Here is a 23334-nt window from a genome sequence, read left to right as displayed (position 1 = left end):
ATCCTCACTTGTTTGTCTCTTCCACAAATTCTTCCAGTTTGACCTTGGCTGAACCGTCATCAATCAGTCGTTCTGACAATCTGACTCCTTGAATCATATCTTTTGTCAATCCCGCCAAATACAGAACCGCACCGACATTCAGGCAAACAACCTCACGTTTTGCTCTCCGATCTTCTCCGGTTAAAACTTTCTTTGTGATTTCAGCATTTTCCTTTGGAGTCCCTCCTTTAAGATCCTCCTTTTTGCATCTTGAATAGCCAAAGTCTTCCGGCTTGATTTCATAAGTTTTAAAAACGCCATTATTGATTTCGCAGACTTTCGTTTTTGCGCTCATTGAAATTTCGTCCAGCCCGTCTTCTCCGTACACAACCATCCCTCGCTTTACGCCGAGCCTGTTCAACACGCGTGCCAACGGTTCGACCAAATTTTTTGAATAAACTCCCATTAACTGGATTTTAGCATCTGCCGGACTCGTTAACGGTCCTAACACGTTAAAAAGCGTTCTTATGCCAAGCTCTTTTCTGACGGGTCCTACAAAACGCATTGCCGAATGGTATCGTTTCGCAAACAAAAAGCACATATTGGTTTCGTTTAAAATTTCTTCGTTTCGTTCCGGATCAATATCTATCTTGGCTCCCAATGCTTCCAGACAATCAGCCGCACCTGATTTTGATGACGCAGAACGATTGCCGTGCTTTGCAACAGGAATTCCTGCTGATGCAATAACAAACGAGGCGGTCGTCGAAATATTGAACGAATCAGAACCATCGCCACCGGTTCCGACGATTTCCGCCACTTTACGATTCGTCTGCAATTTTGTTCCTGCAGCACGCATTCCTTCAGCACTGGCTGCAATTTCGTCGATTGTCTCGCCTTTCATCGCCATCGAAACAAGATATGCTGATGCTTGAACGGGGGTTGCCGTTCCGTTCATCAATTCCGTCATTGTCATACGTGCTTCTTCGTAAGTAAGATTTTCTTTTTTCGTTGCCTTTTTGATAACTGATTCAATCATTTTTCATGCCTCCAAAAAATTCTCGATTATTTTTTTCCCGTCTTCCGTCATTATTGATTCAGGGTGAAACTGCACCCCATAAATTGACTTGTCGCTATTCTCCACGGCCATAATTTCTTGATCGTCAACATCCTGTGCAGTTACCTTTAACTCGCTCGGCAAACTGTCGGGATCTGCCGTTAAAGAATGATACCTGGCAGCCGTGAATCCGCTTTTAATTCCTTTAAAAAGATTCGACTTTGAAACGATTTTCACCTGACTCGTTTTGCCATGCATTAGATGTTTGGCATGAACGATTTTTCCTCCAAATGCTTGACAGATTGCTTGATGTCCTAAGCAGACTCCCAAAATAGGAACGTTTCCCGCAAAACGCCTGATCAAATCAAGGCAAATACCGGCATCATCAGGTCGTCCCGGACCCGGTGAAAGAATGATTGCTTGCGGATTCAATTTTTCAATCTCGCCTAACGTAATCTCGTCATTTCTTTTGACGATAACCTGAATACCGGTTGCACCAAACAAATGGTAAAGATTATAGGTAAAACTGTCATAATTATCAATCAGCAATATCATCTCCGATACCTCCTTTCGCTTCTTCAATCGCCAGCACAACTGCACGTGCCTTATTTTGGCACTCTTTGAACTCTTGCTCCGGAACTGAATCGGCCACGATTCCCGCTCCGGATTGAATGCGCAAATTGGTGCCCCGTTTGCTGACAAGCCTGATTGCAATGCAAACGTCCAGACTTCCTGAAAAATCCAAGTATCCGATTGCTCCGCCGTAAATTCCCCGTTTGCTTTCTTCCAATTCTTCGATAATTTCACACGCTCTGAATTTTGGTGCTCCTGAAAGCGTTCCTGCAGGCAAAACGGCATCGATAACGTCAAGTCCGTCCTTTTGGTCCGAAATTTCCGCGACAACAGTTGACCCTAGATGCATTACTTGTGAGAAACGTTCAATTTCCATGTGTTTTTCGACTTTTACCGTTCCGATTTTCGCAACTTTTCCAAGGTCATTGCGTCCAAGATCGACCAGCATCTCGTGTTCAGCTCGTTCCTTGCTGCTTTTTTTAAGTTCTTTTTCAAACATCAGATCCTCTTCCTCATTTTTGCCCCTTCTCCTTGTTCCTGCCAAAGGAAAAGTAGCCAATTTGCCATTTTCAGATCTGATAAGCGTTTCAGGAGAAGCTCCGGCAATTTCTTCATCTGAGGTCGATAAATAAAACATGTACGGTGAAGGGTTTTCGACACGCAAGACGCGATAAGCATCAAACAGACTTCCTGTAGCTTTTGCCTGAATCGGATTCGACAAAATCATTTGGAAAATATCGCCAGCAAAAATATGTTTTTTTGCTTCTTCAACTTTTTTGGAATACTTTTGAAGGGAAAATTCCGTTTCAAGACTACTTTTTAGTTCAAGCTTTTCAAATTCGAACCTTTCTTTGCCTGCAAGCACGTTGCGCAGATTTTTTAATTTCTTCTTAGCAACTTCAAGCGATTCATCAAGTTCAGCAGGATTTACGTTTGCTATCAAAATGATTTTTTGCCGGTAATGATCAAAGACAACCGTTTCGTTAAACAACATCAGGTCCAAATCGTTAAAGTCTCCCTTATTTGTCAGTTTTAGTTTTGGTTCGCCGTATTTCAGATAATCATAAGCAAAATACCCGACCAAACCGCCTGTAAATGGTGGCATCTCAGACAATACCGGGCTTTTGTTTGCTTCAATCAGCTTGCGCAAAAAAATGCGTGGGTTATCTTCATCCGGTTTTGCTTGACCGGTCTTTTCTCCGTTTTTATAAAATAATTGCTTGATTTTACCGTTGTTGCAAACAATCTCCATTTCAGGATTACAACCAATGAACGAATATCTGCCCCAACGTTCATCTTGACTTGCACTTTCAAACAGATAACATCTTTGACTCACATTTCTCAGTTTTTTCAATGCCTCAACCGGAGTAGTCACGTCAGCATACATCTCAATCGCAACCGGGATTCGATGATACTTCTTCTCAACTGCCATCTTTTTTAACTGCTCATATTTAGGATACACGCTTTTCATCCTCCTTATAAAAAAGACCCGCCCCTGCAAGCATGAATAATGCTTGTAAGGACGAGTCAACCCGCGGTGCCACCTTCTTTATGATTGCTAAATCATCTTCTCGAAATCTGTAACGTCGATTACGCGTCATGGAATACTCAAGCCTTGCTCTTTGACCATGCCCTCAACAGTCCATTTGACAGCCGACACGATTCGGATTCCAGCACCCCGAACTCTCTTGACGCACTTTTCTGCCTTTATCTCTGTTTCAAAGGTTTCGATATTTTGAGAAAGCCGTGATGTCGGAAAAAAAACGACCGCATCATCTATGCGGTCGTCAATAAAGATTGTACCAGCATAGGCTTTCCCTTGATTGTTAAACAAACAAAAGCAAACCTACACTGAAATGATGTAAGTTTACTCTAAGCTATGCCAGACTTGCCAAGTTTTAAATAACATCTTCATAGTACAATCTTCCTTTCAGTTAATGTTGATATAATTATATTTTAACTTAAAACTTTTGTCAATCTTTTTTCACATTTAAATATAAAAAACGAAAGCACCTTGCGATGCTTTCGTTCCCGTTCTTAAAATATCACTTGGCATATTCAACTGCACGTGTTTCACGAATGACAGTAACTTTGATATGTCCCGGATATTCAAGTTCATCTTCGATTTTATTTTTGATATCGCGTGCAAGAACAACTGCACCGTTATCGCTGACTTCATTTGGCTCAACAATAACGCCGCGGACTTCACGCCCTGCTTGAATGGCATAGCTCTTCTTGACACCATTAAATTCGTTGGAAATATTTTCCAATTTCTCAAGACGGTGGATATAGTTTTCCAAAGACTCGCTGCGAGCGCCTGGACGTGCAGCCGAGATTGCATCTGCTGCAGCGACCAAAACGGCAATGACCGTTTTAGGTTCAACATCACCGTGATGAGAGACGCAATCGTATTTACGATTGTCTCATTTTCATGATACTTCTTGGCCAATTCGACCCCGATTTCAACGTGAGAACCGTCAACTTCGTGATCAACGGCCTTCCCGATATCGTGTAATAATCCTGCGCGTTTCGCTAATGTAACATCTTCACCTAATTCAGCAGCAAGAACACCCGAAATTTTCGCAACTTCAATCGAGTGTTCCAAAACGTTTTGACCATAGCTCGTTCGATAATTCAAACGGCCGACAGTCTTGATCATATCCGGTTGCATCGAATGAATTCCAAGGTCAAAGATTGTCTCTTCACCTTTTTCTCTGATTCGAACATCCATCTCTTTAGTAGCCTTTTCGACCATTTCTTCAATTCTTGCCGGATGAATCCGTCCGTCTTGAATCAGCTTCTCAAGGGCCATTTTTGCGATTTCTCGACGAACGGGATCAAATCCGCTCAACACTACCGCTTCCGGAGTATCATCAATAATCAAGTCGATTCCTGTCAGAGTTTCCAATGTCCGAATATTTCGACCTTCTCGACCAATAATTCGACCTTTCATTTCATCATTTGGAAGACTGACAACCGAAACGGTCGTCTCCGAAACCATGTCTGCCGCACTGCGCTGAATTGCTTGAGCAATCAGATCCTTTGCAGTTCGATCTGCCTGTGCTTTAGCTTCATTTTCGCTGTCTTTAATCATTACGGCTAACTCATGAGCAAGACTTGATTTTGTTTCCTTTAAAATCAAATCCTTTGCCTGTTCCTTGGTCAAAGCAGCGATTTCCTCAAGCTTAGTCTCTTGCTGTTTTTCAAGCGAAGCAATTTTTTGACGTTTGGCCTCTAGTCGTTGCTGTTCAAAATTCAACTGGCCTTCTTTCTTTTCAATCGCATGCTCGCGCTTTTCTAAAGTATTGTCTTTGCGATCAATATTTTCTTCACGAGCAAGCAATCTGTTTTCTTGCTTTTGAACTTCCGAACGGCGAACCTTCAATTCGTCTTCGACTTCGCTACGATAGCGTTGACTCTCATCTTTAGCCTCTAACAAGGCTTCCTTTTTTTGAGCCGCTGCTTCTTTTCTAGCATTGTCCAAAATCCCGTTGGCCGTTTTAGTGGCGGCATCAAGAGACTTTTCATAGCTTTTCTTCCGATAAGCAAAGCCAAACACGAACCCAAGCATCAATGTTACAATCGCGATTACGAGGATGACAAGCATATTTTCCAAATTTTGCCCCTCCGTCATCGTTTCAAGAATTGATTATTATCTTGTTGTGTTTTTATTAAGATGTTAAAAATGTTTTTACGCACAATAATATTCTAATGTTTTTCAGTGGTGTATGTCAATGCTTATTAGAAAAACAGGTTGCGCGAATGCAAAGAAAAAGCAATCTCAAATAACTAAATGTCACTTTCTTACTATTACCGAATTTATTGATTAACAAATTCAATCTACGTCTAAACACAAAAAATGTTAAATTAATGAAAAAAGCTTTTACCGATTCTAAAATCAGTAAAAGCAAATAAGTTTTTCCGAACGAATGTCAGAAACTACTTTGTACTGTCTTCAACTTTTTTTGATGATTTAGCAGCCGACTTTGTCCCTTTGTCATCATCAATTTTCAATTCAAGCTGCTCATCATCCTGCTTATCATCAATTCCGTATGCTGCTCTGACTTTCTTCGTAACTTCTTCCATGATATCCGGATGTTCTTTCATATATTTCTTTGCGTTTTCACGCCCTTGACCAATGCGTTCTTCACCATATGAGAACCACGAACCGCTCTTCTTGACGATTTCTTTTTCAACTGCCATATCAATCAATTCACCGGTCTTGGAAATCCCTTCACCATACATGATATCAACTTCAGCCGTCTTGAACGGAGGCGCAACCTTATTTTTGACAACCTTGATACGAACACGATTCCCAATAATATCTGATCCGTCTTTGATCTGTTCAGCACGGCGCACTTCTAAACGTACCGTCGAATAAAACTTCAATGCACGACCGCCAGGAGTTGTCTCAGGATTGCCAAACATGACGCCGACCTTTTCACGAATCTGGTTTATGAACAAAGCAATCGTCTTGGTTTTATTGATTGTGCCGGAAAGTTTTCGTAAAGCTTGCGACATCAAACGTGCTTGCAATCCCACGTGCGTATCGCCCATTTCGCCTTCAATTTCTGCTCGTGGAACCAAAGCAGCGACCGAATCGACAACAACTATGTCAATCGCACCGGATGAAACCAATGCGTCACAAATCTCAAGTCCCTGTTCTCCCGTGTCAGGCTGCGACAGCAATAATTCATCGATATTAACACCCAATGCCTGTGCATAAGCAGGATCAAGAGCATTTTCAGCATCAATGTAAGCTGCAGTTCCGCCTCGTTTTTGAACTTCAGCAACTGCATGCAATGCAACAGTTGTCTTACCAGAACTTTCAGGACCGTAGATTTCAACAATCCTCCCACGTGGGAAACCGCCGACTCCCAACGCTTCATCCAACGAAAGCGAGCCAGTTGGCACGGTCGAAATCCTGGTATCAGCTTTATCGCCCATCCTCATAATAGAACCTTTGCCAAAATTTTTTTCAATTTTCTTAAGAGCATTATCTAATGCCGCTTTTCTATCGTCGCTCACCGAAACCCCTCATCTCTCTTATAAATTGAACGTTTGTTTTGTTTACATACCTTATGATACTTGTTTCTTTAAAAAAAAGCAAGCATATTGCGAACTAAAGTTTGATTAGCTGTTTTTTTATTATAGTTCATTGTTAATCAGGCCGAATCCGGCTAAAACGCTGCGAATGCGAACCGCATCTCGATCCCCATAAAAATGATATTCAAAAGCAGCAGTCTGCCTGTCTCGCTGCGATATCCCGATCCAAACAGTTCCTGCGGGATTTCCCTCCAACGTATCAGGCCCGGCAACGCCCGTAAATGAAACGCCAAAATCCGTATCCATTTTGATTCTTGTCCGTTCAGCCATCCACTTTGCGGTTGCTTCGCTGACGACACCGTTTTCAATAATTATTTCCTTCGGGATGTCCAACAGGTTTTCCTTGGCGGAAGCAGAATAGGTCACGAATCCGCCGGGAAAAACCTGTGAAGAACCGGCAATGTCCGTAACTGCTTTCTGGAATGAACCGCCAGTTAAACTTTCAGAAGCGGAAACCGTCAATCCTTTTTGTTTTAGTTTTTCAACGACAACCTCCGGAAGACTGTTGTCATCACCATACCCATAAAGATATTGACCCACGCGTTTCGAAATAACTTGCTCCGTTTCATCAAGAATTTCTTTTGCGCTTTCTTTTGAATCTGCCTGAGCAGTCAAACGAAGCGTAACCTCGCCAACTTTAGCGTAAGGCGCAATCGTCGGATTCGTTTGTCCGTTGATCAAGTCATCCAATTCAGTCACCAATTGTGATTCGCCAATACCGTAAAATCTCAAAACTCGTGAAAAAAGCAGATGTTCTCTTGCATAGTTTTCTTTCAATCTGTGCATTACTTGCTTGTCAAACATGGGGCGCATTTCGCTTGGAGGTCCAGGGAGCAAAATAAAGTCAGGCCCGTTTTGATTTTGATAATAGCTGCCTACCGCCATGCCGCTTTCATTTGGAAGCGAAACCGAACCCTCGAGATATTTTGCCTGCAACAGATTGTTATCGGTCATTTTCCGATTATTTTGACGATAATACTCCTCAATGGACTCTAAAGCATCCTTATCCGTCAAAAGTCCGCAATTTAAAAATTTGGCTACGGTTTGCTTCGTAAGGTCATCTTTTGTCGGCCCGAGTCCACCGGATAAAATAACCATGTCAGACCTGCCTGAAGCAATCTCCAAAGCTTGAAGCAATCTTTTTTCATTGTCCCCGACAACCGTTTTAAAATAAACGTCAATCCCCAGTTCGGCCAAACGTTGGCTGATAAACGTCGAGTTTGTATCCGTAATTTGGCCTAACAAAATTTCCGTTCCGACCGAAATAACTTCTGCATGCATTAAAATCCCACCTATTCTTAAATACGCGAAAAAACGTTATTTCATTTTATTTTCCTGTTAATTATTTCACGGCACCGGAACTTTTTCAAGTCTGTCGCTAAAAATACAAACAGGGTCAAGAAAATTTTCTCAACCCTGCAAAATTATTTACTGAACGAATCTTCAAAAACCGCCCGGCTATTCCAAAAATAGTCAATCCCTGAGTAAACTGTAAAGAATAGGCAAATATAAAGCAAAACCTCACCAATCGGGAAATGAATATTTGTAAAAAAAACATCGTTTAAATACAGAAATATGATTGAAAACATCTGCGTAAACGTCTTGATTTTACCAGGCATTTTTGCTGCAATAACCTCACCGTCGTTTTCAACCACGATCAATCTGAGACCGGTAACCGCCAACTCGCGACAAACAATGATTGCTGCAACCCATGCCGGAACCTTGCCCATTTGAACCAAGATAACAAAAGCGGTCATAACGATCATTTTATCCGCCAACGGATCGGCAAACTTGCCAAAATTAGTCACCAGCTTATTGCGTCGCGCAATTTGACCATCAGCAAAATCCGTGATTGAAGCACATGCAAAAATAACGGCGCCAATAAACTGCGTTACCGGAATGGAAGTTCCCGCAACCATAATGCTTCCCCAATCAAGCGGAAGCAATAATACCAACATAAATAACGGTATCAATAAAATTCGAATAACCGTCAACTTATTAGGCAAATTCATAATAATCCTCCCAAATCAAAAGGTGTTTGCATCTGTAAAAGGCTTTCAGCCTTGCCATTTAATGTTACCTACTTAAGATTAAGCGTAATCGTTCTGACTGTCAACGTGTCATTTTCCTTCTTGTAATCAAACTTCTTGCCATTTAATTTAAGCGAAGTTGAATTTGAATTGCCTAAACTGATCGTAATCGTCGTCGTACTTTCCGGAAGTTCGACAGTATGGCTACCACCGTCATTCAAAGTTCCTTGCCATACTTGAGAACCGTTTGATGAAACGGAGCTCCAAGCAGCACTGCCGCTGACGGAAAGCTCTAATTTGTTCTTATCCGCTGCATTTTTAACGTCATAGACGAATTTTGAACCTTCTGAAGAAACGTTCTCAATCGTTTGCTTAGTTGAAGCTGCTGACTTCTTTTTAGCAGACGGCGTTTTTGAACTTGCGGTTTTTTTAGCAGAAGACGTGCTTGCAGACGATTTCTCTTTCTTGACATCAGATGAAACCGAAACCGTCTGACTTGAAGAACTTTGAGACTCGGTATTTTTGCTGTGATTGCCCCAAGCAACGACGTAAATCGTTCCAAGGATTGCAACGACGACAATCACGATAATGATCGTTGGCAAATAGTTCATCAATTTGCCCAAAAAGTCATTCTTTTCTGCCTGTTCGATTCTAACCGCCTCTGTCCTCGTCGTCGTCTCATGAGCAACCGGAGTTTCAGCTTTGATCCCCGTTTTTTCTTCGAGCTGTGCAAGCAACTCATCGCCATCCAAGTCAACGACCTTGGCATACTGCTGAATAAAAGCTCGCACGTAAAAGTCACCTGGCAGCGCATCAAAGTTTTCAGCTTCAATTGCAATCAAGTATCTCTTTTGAATCTTTGTTGTCTGTTGCAGATCGTCAAGCGTTAAGCCTTTCTTTTCTCTAGCTTCTTTTAAAGTTTGTCCAATCCCATTCATTGAAATCTCTCCAGTATTTTTCGTAATGATTGTGAAAATATTTGAAAACTCAATCCACTAATAATTATAACATATTTTATCAACTAAAAATGATAAGAAAACCTTTATTTTAGCCATCCTCCGGTCGCATACAGCGTCTGACCCGTCAGATACCCTGCTTTTTCGCTTAAAAGTACCAAAACCCAGTAGCTGATTTCGTCAGGAGATGCAAATCGTCCGATCGGAATTTCAGCATCGATATCTGCTTTTTCGCTTTCAGAAAAAATCTTGTTCATCTGGGTGTCAACAGCACCGGGCGCAATAACGTTAACCGTTATCCCCAACGATGCGACTTCTTTCGCATATGCCCTTGAAAATGCACTCAAAGCACCTTTAACCGTGCTGTAACCGACTTCCATCGCACTGCCCGCACCGCCATAAACGGAGCCGACAAAAACAATGCGACCGAATTCAGACTCAGCAAGCTTATCCTGGAGCGACTGAACGATTCTAAGCGGTGTTCTGAGCTGCATCGTAATCATCATATCCAAATTGTTTGGCGATAACTCTGAAAAAAGGCCATAGTAAGTCGTCCCTTCCGAAAAAACAACCGCATTCAGCTTTCCGAAAATTGAATCGCAGATTTTGGAAATATTGTCCGCATCCGTCATATCGTATTGCAAAGTGATGAAATCCTGTTTTGGATGCTTTTTGGTAAGTTTTTGGGAAATTTCATCTATCTTTTCGCGATTTTGATAATAATGAAGATAAAGCGACCAGCCTGCATCGGCCAAATCTTCCGCAACTTTTGAGCCAATATCTCCCGATGCTCCAAAAATCAATGCCCACTTCACGCTTCTTCCCCCTTTGGAAGAATTTGATAAACGCTGACAGCTTCGGATCTGATGAATGATTCGGCCGTTTTCTCGACGTCTTTCAAAGTCATCTTTTCAAGCAGCGGAACGATATCAAAAATCGTTGCATAGTCAAACAGGCTTCCTTCATAGCGATTGGCGATATTTTCAAGCGAATTCATTGCCGAAATGCTGCGCCCGATCAGCTCACGTTTGGCAAGCTCGAATCTTTCCTCTGCATTTTCCAAAATTTTCTGAGCATTTTCAGCAATCCCGATGATCGAATTTGAAAAGTCTTGCGGAAATTCCGTATCGCTTGACATCGTCACAAAATGAAATCCTCGCTCAACCGTAACGTCATAACTGAAACTATCATCCAAAATGCCCTTGTTGTATAATTCAAGGTACTGTTCAGACGTTTCGTCATACAGCAAATACATCAGCATTTCCAAGGAAAGCTTATAAAAAAGTCCGTCTCTTCCTCCCGGAACGTCATCCAAACCTTTGATTCCGACGATGGCTGCAGGTCTTTGAACGTTTAGCTCATTCATCCGATACGGGATGACGTCTTTTCCTTCTTTATCGGTTGAAAAAGCTGCTCTCGTAATTTCAAACGGAGCATCAAACGTTTTGTTTGCTTGATTTTTTTGAATAAGATCCAATACCTTGTCCTGATTGAATCCTCCGACCAAAAAAAGATTCATGTTGCTTGGTTGATAAAAAGTCCTGTAACAAGAGTATAGATCATCAGGGGTAATCTGCGCAATCGAATCAACCGTCCCCGCAATATCGCTTGCTAACGGATCTTCAGGATACAAATTCCCGATTATGCCGAAATAAAGCTGCCAACTCGGGTCATCGTCATACATTTTAATTTCTTGACCAATGATTCCGCGCTCTTTTTCAATCATTTTTTCAGAAAAATAAGGTTCTTGAACGAAATCCAATAAAATCTCGATGCACTTGTCAACGTTTCGAGTTGCAGAAAACAAATAGCTCGTTCTCGTAAAACTTGTAAAAGCATTGGAGGATGCGCCATACTGTCCAAAAAGATCAAAAGCATCATGATCTTGTTTTTCAAACATCTTATGCTCCAAAAAATGCGCAATCCCGTCCGGAACTTTGATCAATTCTTCTTTGCCATACGGAATGAACGTATTGTCGATTGAGCCGTAATCCGTTGTCAAAACACCATATGTTTTATGAAAATTCTTTCGAGGCAACAAATTAACGCGCAATCCGTTGGCAAGAACAGTGGTATAAAGAACCTCATTGTACCGCGGATAATTTATCTCTTCCACGACTAATTACCTCCATCAAGAAAATAGATATTTTGCAGTTTGACCTTGCTTGCAACTTCCATAATTTCTGCTTTTGAAACGCTCAAAACATTCCGAATCCAATCCTCATTTGAAACATACGTCCCGGTCAAAATATCATTTTGAGCACGATTAACCGCCGTCATTTGATTGTCCAACCGACTCTCAAAATTATTTATCAAAGATGACTTGACGCTTTCTACCAGAACATCTTCAAAATCCCCGATTGCCAAAGCTTTCAATTGGTCTGCAATCAACTGAATGACGTGTTCCTTGTTTGCTGATTGAATTCCAGTCTGAACCATCAAAAATTGTCTATAAGGATCAAATGAAGAACTCGCATAATATGCCAGGCTTTCTTTTTCGCGAACGTTGACGAAAAGCTTTGAAAGCGGAGAACCACCAAACAGTCCGTTAAAAATCAACGCTGCGTAATGCAGGTTCGAGCGATACGGAACGTCCAAACGATAGCCCAGGTCAAGCTTGCTTTGATTAAGCTTTTGTTTTTCAACGTTTTCACTGACAGTTTTCTTTAAAGGCTGCGCATAATTCAAGTCAAAATATTCAGGCTTTCTTTCAGCAAAATTGAAATCTTTTGAACGCTCAGCAGCCAAGTTTTCATCAATGTCTCCGGAAACAAGAATCTGAATCCGATCGTTTTTGATCATTTCAAGATAGGCGTCATAGACATCCTTTGAAGTAAGTTTCTCGAGTTCTTCTGCAGATCCGAAAACAGGCGATTTTTGTGCTGCTTCATTAAAATAACCCTCTTGGAGTTTTAAAGAAGCATAACTTTGCTTGTTATCCCTAATGGAATTAACATATGCAATCAAATTTTGCTTTTGACGCAAAAACGTTTCTTGGTCGAACTCGCCATCTTCTGCGAGCGGATTTAAAATCATCTTTTTCAAAAATGTAAATCCGGCATCGACCAATCCGACCGGATTTTCCAAAAATTTATCATCAATGCAATTAAAAACAAAATTAATCATATGGATATTTCCGTGACGATTGACAGTCGTGCCAAACCCGGCCCCATACATCTTTGACAGTTCCATCGCCGTCTTGCTTTGAGTCGGAAAATCGCTTGAACTTGTCTCAAGCAAGTTCGACAGCAGCGTTCTGATGCTCAAGCTTCTCACGTCTGCCAATTCGGTCATAAAAGAAACGACAATCCGATTTGTTTTGAACTGTTGTGTAGGGATCAAAATCAAGTCGACCCCGTCCGTTATGCTTATTTGCACACACAGTTCCCCCTTCTAATATTTAGCATTACTTTTCATTTTATAGTAAAATGCACGGAAATACAAGGCTTCCCCCTTTTTAGAAAGCAAACAAAAAAATTCTCTTTCGGGTTCTGAAAGAGAATTTTTCGACGCTTATTCTTCAGGCTTGACGTAAACCTCCCGCGGTTTGGCACCTTCTTGTTTTCCGACCATCCCCCGCGCCTCGAGTTCATCGACGATTCGTGCCGAACGGTTGTATCCAATGCTGAAATGACGCTGAAGCAATGAGATGCTGCATTTTCCTTCAACCGCAATGAACTTAACGACGTCATCAAACAATTCGTCAACATCATTTTCTCGTTTTTCCTGCTCGATTTCTTCGTCCGAAACTTCCATCGTTTTGTCAAATGCGGTGCTGCGCTGATTAGAAACAAATTCAACGACATTCGCCACGTCTTCATCAGAAATAAACGCCCCCTGAATTCTCGTCGGTTTATTTTGACCGACGGGCATGAACAGCATATCACCGCGACCAAGCAGTTTTTCCGCCCCATTACTGTCAAGGATTGTTCTCGAATCAGTTCCGCTTGAGACCGCAAATGCCATTCGTGACGGAACGTTTGCCTTGATCAACCCCGTGATAACGTCAACTGACGGGCGCTGCGTCGCCAAAATCATATGAATTCCGGCAGCGCGTCCCATTTGTGCGATTCTGACGATCTGATCCTGAACGGAGCCACCGGTCGTCATCATCAAATCAGCAAGCTCATCAACCACAACGACAATATAAGACATGAGCGGACGTTTGCCGCCGTCTTTTGCATTTTCCTGTTCAATCATTTGATTGTATCCTGAAATGTTTCGAACGTCCTTTTCCGCAAATCGTTCATATCGTTCCTCCATTCGAGCGACGACCTTTTCAAGCGAACGTGCGGCCTTGCGAGGCTCGGTAATCACGGGAACGAGCAAATGAGGAATGTCTTTATAGATTCCAAGTTCGACTTTTTTTGGATCAACCATCATCAGCTTGACCGTTTCCGGGCGACAATTCATTAAAAGACTCGTAATAATTACGTTGATTGCAACCGATTTGCCGCTGCCGGTTGAGCCGGCAATCAGCAAATGAGGCATTTTGGCCAAATCAGCCGTTTCTAAATTGCCCGAAACATTGTGCCCAAGCGGAACTTCAAGCGGTTTCCGCTTACCCTTGCGCCGCTTGAATTCGGTGATGATCGTTTTATATGCAACCGTCGCAACGTTTTGGTTGGGAACTTCGATTCCAATCAGCGGCTTTCCCGGTATCGGGGCTTCGATTCGAATATCCTTGGCCGCCAAGGCAAGCGCCAGGTCATCGGCCAAATTGACAATCTTTGAAACCTTGACCCCGATTGCCGGATGAAGCTCATATCTTGTAACGGCAGGACCGAGCATGACGTTTTTAAGTTCAGCCTTGACACCAAAGCTTTCAAGCGTCCGAATCAAAACATCCTTGTTTTTTCTGATTGTGCATTGTTCCGAACTTTGATCTGTATCCTTTCCGTCAGTCAATAAATCGATCGAAGGCAATTTATAATCGGAATCTTCAAAAGTTTCTTCAGAAAATCCAAGGTCTTCTTCATTTTGCGAATCACTCAAGGATTCATCCTTTTCTTTTTCGATGATTTCAGTCACATCGTCTGATTTGTCCTGATCGAAAATTTCTTCCGATCGGCTTTCTTCGGTTTGAACGTACTTTTTCAAAACGTCTGAAGATTTTTTATGAAGCTTGCCCTTTTCTGCAAAAATCTGCGAAAGAATCTCTTTGATTTTTCTCAAAAGCCAAGCTGCTGCATTTTTCAGCCAACAAATGACAACATAGCACATTTGACCGAAAGCATCGATCAAATCCTGTGCTGATAAATTCAGCATCATGCACAAACCAAAAAAACACAGAACATCTGCCGCAAGATATGAACCTAACTGTGCCGTCAAAAAATAAGTCAGCGTATAAAGAAAGGAACCTACAAGCCCCCCGCCGACCGTCGTCCCAAGCGTTGAAGACATCAGATCAGCTGATAAATATTGCCATGTGATTGAAACGAAACGCGCATGAAGGTCAAGTCTCGCAAACATCAGCGCTGAAAACATGACTAAGATGCCTGACCAACAAATGAACAGCCCGCAAATTCGTTTTTTGTTCAGTTTCGGAGTTTTTCCGGTTAAAAGCAAACAACAGCCCAAAATAATCATCAAGATAAAAGCGACTTTATATGTATCGCCTACGAACAAGCGCAAAACATTTGACAACAAAACCCCGAGATATCCCATGCCTAAAAAGCCCAAAACCGCAAACAGGATATAAATTGCCCCAATAACATGCTCAGATAAAACGATCCCGTTATTTTTTCTGCGCGTTTTTTTTCTTTTCTGAGCCATTAAAAAATCCTCCCTGATAGTCTTGGTTTCAATTATAGCATACCCCTGCCGAAATAAACAAATGTTCGCAACAAAAAACCGCCGTTTTTGGCGGTTTTAACAACTATTTCAATTTATCGTTTTCATAACGGTGAACGCGCTCCAAATCTGGAAAAGATTGTTGTCTGAGCGCTTCGTAAATCACGATCGCAGCCGTATTTGACAAATTCAGAGCACGAATATTCCGGTCGTTTTGAGGAATTCTGATGCACTTCTTTTCATACTTGCGCATAAAAATTTCCGGAAGTCCCGTCGTCTCCTTGCCGAACAAAAAATAATGGTTTTTGGATTCGTCGGTATAATCGACATCAGCATAGGTTCTCTCTGCAAATTTCGACACGACGTACAGTTCGTCGTTTTCATCCATCGATTCCAAAAATTCAGGCAGATTCTCATGATAGGTAATCTTTACTTTATCCCAATAATCAAGTCCCGCTCTTTTCATATATTTATCATCGGTCGAAAAGCCAAGGGGCTTGATCAGATGAAGTTCAGTATTCGTTCCGGCACACGTTCTGGCGATATTTCCCGTGTTTGCCGGCATCAAAGGTTCAAACAATACAATGTGATTCGTCATTTAAGGATTCCTCTCTTTTTGACATAAAAAAAGCGTAACCGTTCGGTGTGGGCACGGCGAACAGTTACGTTAATGAAGTACAATCATACAGCAACTAACGACAGTTCCGTCAATTGCCAACAACCGATCTCTTGTCACTATACTAACACTGTATATTTTAATTTTCAATAGGTTTTCGATAACTTTTTTAAAAAATCTTAATTTTTCAAATTTGGTTCCGTTCCTGACGGCAATGCCTTGAAACGGGACTTTCATCGTTAAAAAAGTCCTTCATTCAGGCCTTTCTCAAAGTTTTTAGTTAAGAAAAAACTTATAATCGGAAAAAGGCCGAAGAAAATGACATATAAGCCGGAAAATTAAGTTTAACTTTGATTTCATTAATTTTCACTGACTTTAATATATTTTCCAGAAACAAGACTTACCAGATCATCCCTTTTCAATCTGACGGAACGTCCGACTTTTCCGGCAGAAACGGAAATATCATCAAAATTCTTGATGCGTTCGTCAAAATAAACGGGGAATCCTTTTCTGATATTGATGCCGATTGGAGTATTTGCCCCATGAACATATCCGGTAATATTGATTAAATTTTTGTTATCTGCAAGATGAACCTGCTTTTTGCCAAGTTCATGCGCAACAAGCTTCAAATCGATTTCATGAATAAGAGACAAGCATACCACGATGTAATCTTTTGCATCATTATTTGCCTGCATCACAATCGTTTTCAAGATGCTTTCTGCCGGAACTCCCTGTTCCTTTGCCTCGGCTAAGGCATCAGCACCATTATTGATCCAATCAAAAGAAACTTCTTCATACTCAATGTGGTGCTGATCCAAGATTCGTTCATCGTTTGTCTTCTTTTCTTTAGTGCTCTTTTTTTTAGCCATCTTTTTTCAGCTTCCTTCCATTCAATTATGTTACCAATCTTAACATCTCGCATCAGATAAGTCCAAATTATCAATACTGATTTCATGAAACGCCTGAACAAAACATGATCCTCATCCTCAATAACAAAATAGTATTTTAATTTTTTGTGAATTTTCTCAAAGCGACTTTATTTGCGTTGACTTTTGGTCTCATTTAAAGTATATTACTTGTGTTTGCGGACGCATCCGCCTTGTCGAAAGTCCGCAACATATTTTAGAATTGCGAGGTATATCATGCCAGTTTTTGATTATGAAGATATTCAGCTTGTTCCTAACAAGTGTATTGTGAAGAGTCGTTCCGAAATTGATACGCGCATCAAATTCGGCCCAATGACATTCAACATTCCGGTTGTTCCTGCAAACATGCAAACAGTCATTGATGAAAAACTTGCCGTTTGGCTGGCACAAAACGGCTACTTCTACATCATGCACCGTTTCGATGAAGATGAACGCTTGCCATTCGTTAAAAGAATGCATGATCAAGGATTATTCGCATCAATTTCCGTTGGCGTCAAGCCAAAGGAGCATGCGCTGATTGATGAATTGGCCGCTCAAAATCTTGTCCCGGAATATATCACAATCGATATTGCTCACGGACATTCAGACACGGTCATCGAAATGATCAAACATATCAAGCAAGCAATGCCGGGAGTCTTTGTCATCGCCGGAAACGTCGGTACTCCGGAAGGCGTTCGTGAACTTGAAAATGCAGGGGCTGATGCGACAAAGGTCGGAATCGGACCGGGAAAAGCATGCATCACTAAGCTTAAAACAGGTTTTGGAACAGGCGGTTGGCAATTAGCAGCAGTCAGATTATGCGCAAAGGCTGCCAGCAAGCCCATCATCGCGGACGGAGGAATTCGCAATAACGGCGATATTGCCAAATCAGTCAGATTCGGAGCCTCAATGGTCATGATTGGTTCAATGTTTGCCGGACATGAGGAAACGCCCGGTGAAGTCATTGAAAAAGACGGGCAAAAATACAAAGTCTACTACGGATCTGCTTCCCAATATCAAAAAGGACAATATAAAAACGTCGAAGGCAAAAAATTGCTCGTACCTTACCGCGGACATATTTCCGATACCTTGCGCGAAATGCAGGAAGACCTTCAATCCTCCATCTCATATGCAGGCGGAAAAGAACTGATGGCACTTCGCAAAGTTGATTATGTAATCGTTAAGAACTCCATCTTCAACGGAGATACCTTTTAAAAAACATCGTCTTTAAAAATCACGAAAAAACGGTCAAGAACCTGATTGATTCTTGACCGTTTTTTAAATTCAAATCGTCAAAAAACTGAGTCAATGCCTATAACAACCAACTAGTCAAAAACGATTTCGGTTCCGATTTCAATTTTTGGCATGGCGTGCGGTTTCAAATAAATTGCATTCTCCTGGGGCGTTTCCGGAACTTCTTTAAAGGCCAAAACAGTATGTCCAATGGAAGTCAGGTTCGATTCAACCAATTGTCCGACGAATTCGACTTCATATTCGGAAGAACCGATTCTGACCTTTGAACCCTTCTTGATGTCATATCCGCCAATCGGATCATTTTCAAAATCATGAATCAATGATACTTCGCGCAAACGTTCCGATGCCGTTTCACCAAATAAAATAAGCAATGGTTGCTTTTCGTCAATTGCCTGGGGACCGATTGCAGTAATCTTGCTCTTAATCATATCAAAAATTCCTCTCTTAATCCGCTTGTTCAATGCTTAATAAATTCATTATAACCTATTTTGTTCTTTCTTTGTAGATTAATATTCTTTGACAACGTTTTCTTGGAAAGGATATGTTATAATCGATATCGATAGAGATAACTACAGAGAGGATGTTTATGCGTGAAAGAAGAAATTCTGTTCGGAACATATACTAAAAAAACAAGCAAAGGTATCTATTATGCAACCTTGGATACCGAGAAAAAAACGATTTCTGAACCTAAACCCGTCGTCGGATTGCAAAGTCCGACTTATATGAAAGTCACAAATAAAAAGACGCTCGTCTCAGTAGCCAAAAAAGACGATCTTGGCGGAATCGCTGCATTTGACGCAAAAAATTCGGCATTTACGTTTTATGACGAAGCTTTAACGCCTGGTGCCAACCCTTGCTACGTCGGTTTTGACGAAAAGCGACAGCTGATTTTCACGGCCAACTATCATAAGGGACAAATCGATGTTTACAAAATTAACGCTGATCAAACGCTCAGTTTAAGGGATACTGTCAAAGATGAAGGCAACGGTCCGCGCCCTGAACAAGATTCAGCACATGTTCACTACACGGACCTTGCTCCGGACGGACGGCTGATTGCTGTTGACCTCGGCAACGATACCGTTTCGACGTATGACGTCTCAGATGAAGGCAAACTTTCGCTTGTTTCCGTTTTTAAAACAGAACCAGGTTTTGGGCCGCGCCACATTGTTTTTGCACACAACAGCAATTATGCATATCTTGCAGGCGAACTTTCAAGCAATCTTTCTGTTCTAAAGTATGACGCAAAAACAGGGTGTTTCTCGCTCGAACAAACAGTCAAAACGATTCCTTCAACTTGGACCGAACATAACGGTGCCGCTGCCATCAGAATTTCTGATGATGACAGATTCGTCTACGTTTCAAATCGCGGCCACAACTCATTGGCACAATTTGAAATTCATGACGATCACATGGTTGATTTTGTCGAATTCGTTTCAACCGAAGGAGATTTTCCTCGCGATTTTGACATCGATCCAACGGGACGTTTCGTTGTGTGCGTCAATCAGAATACGGACAACGGAACGCTTTACGAACGCAATGAAGAAACCGGCAAGCTGACGCGCATTCAAAAAGACATCGTTGTCCCTGAAGGCGTTTGCGTTTGTTTTGCCGATATCAACGATTGATTGGAGTCTGCTATGCTGATTAGAGAAGCTTGTCTTGAAAATTATACTTTGCTTTCTCGTGCAATTTCCTGCGGCGCAAATCGCATCGAACTCTGCGACAATCTTTCCTGCGGCGGAACGACCGTTTCAAAGGGCGTTATGGCAGAATCACTGAAGTACGCGCACGAAAAAAAAGTTCCGGTAACGGTGTTGATTCGACCGCGAGGCGGTGATTTCGTTTACAATGATGCTGAAATCAAAATAATGGAGTCAGACATCTTTACCGCACAATCATTGGGCGCAGATACGATAGCCATCGGTGCGCTAGATTCAAACGGCGGACTTGATTTCGAGGCCATGGAAAACCTTGCCCAGGCTGCATTCGGGATGCAGCTTGAACTTCACATGGCATTTGATTCGCTGGATTTTGAAGAACAAAAAAAGGCCATTGACTGGTCTGTTTCTTCCGGTTTCGACCGAATTTTGACTCACGGCGGGCCGCTTGAAGTTCCTATCGAAGAAACCGTCCCTCACTTAAAAGAACTGATTTCATATGCGGATCATCGCATTGAAATTTTGCCGGGAGGCGGCATCACGTTTGAAAATTGCGAGCAAATTGCTGAAGAACTGGGCGTAAAGTCCGTCCACGGAACTAAAATCGTCAATCTCATGCATGATTAGATTATTGATTAAAAAAGCTGCGAATCAAAAATTTCGCAGCTTTTTTACATCCACTTTTCTTTTTTAAACAAAATAATTTCAACTGCAATTATTATGATTGAGCTGATAATTGCAATCAAATAACCGTATTTCCACGTTGTTTCCGGAATGTTGAAGTTCATTCCGTACCATCCCGTAATCAGCGTCAGCGGCATGAAAATCGTTGTCACGATCGTCAAAATCTGCATCACCTTATTTTGTCTGACGTTGATTTTAGCTTGATACGTATCAATAATTTGCGTTGCATATTCGAACATGCTTTGTGCTTCAAGATTCAACCGGCTAAGACGATTTGCAACCATCTGCATGTCGGTTAGATTGATTTCGTCAAGATAATCGACTCCGCTTTCAGCAATATTCGTGACAAGTTCCGTCATTTGTTTGTAGAATCTCATCAAATGCCGCTGTTCTTTTTTGATTTTAAAAATATATTCTTCAAAATCGTGTGGAATTTCCAAAACGTTGTCTGCCATGTTATCTTCAAGCAAATCAAGTTTGCGTTCGCAGTCATTGAAAAAAAGTCATCACGATAGGTCAAATGATAAATACAGTTCAAAAACGCCTGTGCCAGATTATGGCTCTTTACATTCTGCAATTCAACGCAATCAGCCAAACAAGAAGCCATAATGCCGCTTTTGTCAATGAATATCAAACGTTCTTCAGAAAGGTGATACCGAACAAAAATACCCTTTCCTAGCAGATTACTTCTGTTCAACAATGCCATTGTTCCAAAAATTTCATCGCCAATAATATCGACGGTCGTGTATTTTTCACCGTTAAGCTTGTTCAGCCACAGCTTGACTCTTTCAGAAGCGTTCGATTCCTGATACTCTTCGGGAGTCATGATTACGATTTCAGGATTGTCTTTTTCTCCGCATTCCACGATTTTTTTGTCAATGATTCTGTATTTCAACGGGGCATCCTTTCGGACTTCGAAAGAATTTTCGGTCTCGGCAATTGGATCATCAAAATACTTGATGTTTTTCCAAAAAGATTTCTCATGCGCGTCATGTTCGCCAAAGTAGTAATAAAGGGAAAATCCGCTGCAAATGAAGTAAAAAAACAACTTTTCAAACGTAAAATCTGCCAAGAAAAGCTGCAGAAAAAAACTGACCATCGTCAGTGCCAACATAAAAACACTGACCGCAAAACATACAAAATGCCCGTTTCTTTTCAAGCCCCTCAAAGCCGCGACAAAAATAAAACAAGCCAGCGTCTCATTTGAAAATGCGGCAATCAACTCCGGAACATGAAGCCTTCCCCTGAAAATTTCAGCAATTATCATCAGAAACTCCCCGAGGCAGAGCAATTCGACTATCAAAAAACATGCTTTTCTGTGCTTAAACCTCTTTACAAACATTACGAACCTCGCTTACTTTCCCATCAAAAACTGCATGAAAAGCTTGGCAATGTTAAAATAGATCAAAACCGACGTTAAATCGCTCAAAGTCGAAATAAACGGTCCTGAAGCAACGGCAGGATCGACCCCGATTCGATCCATCAAATTCGGAATGAAGCTTCCGGCAAGATTGGCAACCGTAATGGCACACATCATTGCCATGCCGATTACGAATCCCAAAACGAAATTTTGCTTCCAAATGCCGACAATCAGACAAATTGTCAAGCCTGTAACGAACCCAGTCAAAAGTCCGGTGAAAAACTCTGTCAAAAACTGTTTATACCAAGAAGGTTGATCCTCTTCTTTTTCAGCCAGACGCCTGACGGCAACGGCTAAGCTTTGCGTCCCGGCATTACCGGCAGTCCCCGTGATGGAAGAGATGAAAATCGCCAAAATACTCGCCTCACCGATCATGCTTTCATAATGCGAGATAAGCGTCGTCGTTGACATTCCGAGCAAAAGCAGCACAATCAGCCAAGGAAGGCGATTGACAGCTGCCTTGAGGGGACTGTTCGTCTCTTCGTCCGTGTCAACACCGGCCAAACCGGAGTAGTCTTCCGCAGATTCTTCATCGATGACATCGATGATGTCATCAACGGTAATAATGCCAATCAATCTTCCGTCATAATCCGTCACCGGAATCGCCAAAAAATTATAATCACGAATCGTCTGTGCAACCTCTGCCTGGTCATCCGACACCTGAACGGACATTACCGGCGTCGTCATGATGTCTTCGATCATCTCATCATCGTCATGGGTCAAAAGATCCCTTAACGTCAAAACTCCTCGGAGCTTCTCATTTGAACCGATGACATACACGTAATAAATCGTTTCCGCATCATCTGCTTCACGCTTTATTACGTGCATTGCAGAACGGACCGTTTGATTGCCGACGATTTCGACAAATTCGGTCGACATGATGGCACCAGCAGTCTTATCTTCATAGTGAAGCATTTCTCTGATTTCTGCGGCCTTTTCTTGGGGAATCAGACGCAGATACTTAGCAAGATCTTTCTTTTGAGCATAGGCCAAAATATCAACAGCATTATCGGTATACATCTGATCAATAACGTTAGCCGCATACTGCGGAGTCATTTCTTTGAAATAGTTGACAACTTCTTCAGGCTCTTCTTCAATCGCATCAAACATGTCACCGACTTCTTCGGCCGTCAGATAACGATAAAGCCTCGCCCTTTGCTTTTCAGTCAGATCGGTAAAAATCTGTGCCTGCTCGTATACGTGCAAATCAAGATACTCTTCGCGAAACTGTCTTGCCTTTTGCGCATTGAGCAATTGAATGATGATGTCGCTTTTATCATGGGTTGTTTCGATTGTTTTTACCATG

21 protein-coding genes and 1 pseudogene are annotated in these 23334 nt (G+C 41.8%); 3 read left to right on the top strand and 19 right to left on the bottom strand.

Going from position 1 to position 23334, the window contains the following annotated elements:
* Window positions 1-4 precede the first annotated feature (4 nt).
* From trpD to LRC_RS04240, 15 genes and pseudogenes are all read right to left on the bottom strand, one after another.
* A complete protein-coding gene (gene trpD / locus LRC_RS04315) occupies window positions 5-1015 on the bottom strand; it encodes an anthranilate phosphoribosyltransferase (RefSeq protein ID WP_014073294.1) in 1011 nt (336 codons plus the stop codon).
* 3 nt (window positions 1016-1018) lie between these two features.
* Window positions 1019-1588 carry an anthranilate synthase component II gene (locus LRC_RS04310; RefSeq protein ID WP_014073293.1) on the bottom strand — a complete coding sequence of 190 codons (570 nt, stop codon included), beginning with the start codon at window positions 1586-1588 and terminating at the stop codon, window positions 1019-1021.
* The gene (locus tag LRC_RS04305) at window positions 1572-3077 is read right to left on the bottom strand and encodes an anthranilate synthase component I family protein (RefSeq protein ID WP_014073292.1); all 1506 of its coding nucleotides are present in this window, start codon (window positions 3075-3077) and stop codon (window positions 1572-1574) included. Before LRC_RS04305 ends, LRC_RS04310 begins: the two co-directional genes overlap by 17 nt.
* A gap of 126 nt (window positions 3078-3203) precedes the next feature.
* A complete protein-coding gene (locus tag LRC_RS04300) occupies window positions 3204-3440 on the bottom strand; it encodes a hypothetical protein (protein WP_014073291.1) in 237 nt (78 codons plus the stop codon).
* Between the two features lie 211 nt (window positions 3441-3651).
* Window positions 3652-5213: pseudogene (rny, locus tag LRC_RS04295) on the bottom strand (ribonuclease Y).
* 332 nt (window positions 5214-5545) lie between these two features.
* Window positions 5546-6634: a recombinase RecA gene (recA, locus tag LRC_RS04290; RefSeq protein WP_014073289.1), complete on the bottom strand. Its 1089-nt coding sequence runs from the start codon at window positions 6632-6634 to the stop codon at window positions 5546-5548.
* A 120-nt stretch (window positions 6635-6754) separates the two neighbouring features.
* Window positions 6755-7993: a competence/damage-inducible protein A gene (locus tag LRC_RS04285; protein WP_014073288.1), complete on the bottom strand. Its 1239-nt coding sequence runs from the start codon at window positions 7991-7993 to the stop codon at window positions 6755-6757.
* A gap of 143 nt (window positions 7994-8136) precedes the next feature.
* Complete coding sequence (gene pgsA / locus LRC_RS04280) at window positions 8137-8724, bottom strand: CDP-diacylglycerol--glycerol-3-phosphate 3-phosphatidyltransferase (RefSeq protein ID WP_014073287.1); 588 nt, start codon at window positions 8722-8724, stop codon at window positions 8137-8139.
* A 68-nt stretch (window positions 8725-8792) separates the two neighbouring features.
* Entirely contained in the window at window positions 8793-9680 is an 888-nt protein-coding gene (locus LRC_RS04275; RefSeq protein ID WP_014073286.1) for a helix-turn-helix domain-containing protein, read from the bottom strand.
* Between the two features lie 104 nt (window positions 9681-9784).
* Window positions 9785-10513: an elongation factor P 5-aminopentanone reductase gene (ymfI, locus tag LRC_RS04270; RefSeq protein WP_014073285.1), complete on the bottom strand. Its 729-nt coding sequence runs from the start codon at window positions 10511-10513 to the stop codon at window positions 9785-9787.
* Window positions 10510-11814, bottom strand: coding sequence for an EF-P 5-aminopentanol modification-associated protein YfmH (yfmH, locus tag LRC_RS04265; protein ID WP_014073284.1), 1305 nt, complete (start codon window positions 11812-11814; stop codon window positions 10510-10512). The genes ymfI and yfmH overlap by 4 nt, the downstream gene beginning before the upstream one ends.
* Before the next feature lie 2 nt (window positions 11815-11816).
* The gene (yfmF, locus tag LRC_RS04260; protein ID WP_014073283.1) at window positions 11817-13076 is read right to left on the bottom strand and encodes an EF-P 5-aminopentanol modification-associated protein YfmF; all 1260 of its coding nucleotides are present in this window, start codon (window positions 13074-13076) and stop codon (window positions 11817-11819) included.
* A 135-nt stretch (window positions 13077-13211) separates the two neighbouring features.
* Complete coding sequence (locus LRC_RS04255; RefSeq protein ID WP_014073282.1) at window positions 13212-15473, bottom strand: DNA translocase FtsK; 2262 nt, start codon at window positions 15471-15473, stop codon at window positions 13212-13214.
* Window positions 15474-15576: 103 nt separating this feature from the next.
* Complete coding sequence (gene trmL / locus LRC_RS04250) at window positions 15577-16089, bottom strand: tRNA (uridine(34)/cytosine(34)/5-carboxymethylaminomethyluridine(34)-2'-O)-methyltransferase TrmL (protein ID WP_003693586.1); 513 nt, start codon at window positions 16087-16089, stop codon at window positions 15577-15579.
* Window positions 16090-16466: 377 nt separating this feature from the next.
* Window positions 16467-16976, bottom strand: a complete 510-nt coding sequence (locus LRC_RS04240; RefSeq protein ID WP_014073280.1) for an aminoacyl-tRNA deacylase — start codon at window positions 16974-16976, stop codon at window positions 16467-16469.
* 273 nt (window positions 16977-17249) lie between these two features.
* On the opposite strand from LRC_RS04240, the gene LRC_RS04235 reads away from it, so the two are divergent.
* Window positions 17250-18227: a GMP reductase gene (locus LRC_RS04235; RefSeq protein ID WP_014073279.1), complete on the top strand. Its 978-nt coding sequence runs from the start codon at window positions 17250-17252 to the stop codon at window positions 18225-18227.
* Between the two features lie 110 nt (window positions 18228-18337).
* Here the strand turns inward: LRC_RS04235 and LRC_RS04230 are convergent, their stop codons facing one another.
* Complete coding sequence (locus LRC_RS04230) at window positions 18338-18694, bottom strand: PTS glucitol/sorbitol transporter subunit IIA (protein WP_014073278.1); 357 nt, start codon at window positions 18692-18694, stop codon at window positions 18338-18340.
* A gap of 162 nt (window positions 18695-18856) precedes the next feature.
* Here LRC_RS04230 and LRC_RS04225 point away from each other — a divergent pair, with 162 nt between their 5' ends.
* Together LRC_RS04225 and LRC_RS04220 are read left to right on the top strand one after the other, a co-directional pair.
* A complete protein-coding gene (locus tag LRC_RS04225) occupies window positions 18857-19891 on the top strand; it encodes a lactonase family protein (RefSeq protein ID WP_014073277.1) in 1035 nt (344 codons plus the stop codon).
* A 12-nt stretch (window positions 19892-19903) separates the two neighbouring features.
* Window positions 19904-20551 (top strand): copper homeostasis protein CutC, encoded by a 648-nt coding sequence (locus LRC_RS04220; protein ID WP_014073276.1) that lies wholly within the window; start codon window positions 19904-19906, stop codon window positions 20549-20551.
* A gap of 44 nt (window positions 20552-20595) precedes the next feature.
* Here the strand turns inward: LRC_RS04220 and LRC_RS11905 are convergent, their stop codons facing one another.
* The 3 genes from LRC_RS11905 to mgtE form a co-directional block, all read right to left on the bottom strand.
* A complete protein-coding gene (locus LRC_RS11905; protein ID WP_258414701.1) occupies window positions 20596-21063 on the bottom strand; it encodes a CorA family divalent cation transporter in 468 nt (155 codons plus the stop codon).
* Window positions 20985-21875 carry a magnesium transporter CorA family protein gene (locus LRC_RS11900; RefSeq protein ID WP_258414699.1) on the bottom strand — a complete coding sequence of 297 codons (891 nt, stop codon included), beginning with the start codon at window positions 21873-21875 and terminating at the stop codon, window positions 20985-20987. Before LRC_RS11900 ends, LRC_RS11905 begins: the two co-directional genes overlap by 79 nt.
* A gap of 87 nt (window positions 21876-21962) precedes the next feature.
* A complete protein-coding gene (gene mgtE, locus LRC_RS04210; protein WP_014073275.1) occupies window positions 21963-23333 on the bottom strand; it encodes a magnesium transporter in 1371 nt (456 codons plus the stop codon).
* Between the last annotated feature and the right edge of the window lies 1 nt (window position 23334).

This window comes from Ligilactobacillus ruminis ATCC 27782 (assembly GCF_000224985.1).
Classification (GTDB): domain Bacteria; phylum Bacillota; class Bacilli; order Lactobacillales; family Lactobacillaceae; genus Ligilactobacillus; species Ligilactobacillus ruminis.
This window is presented reverse-complemented; position numbering and strand designations above follow the sequence as displayed.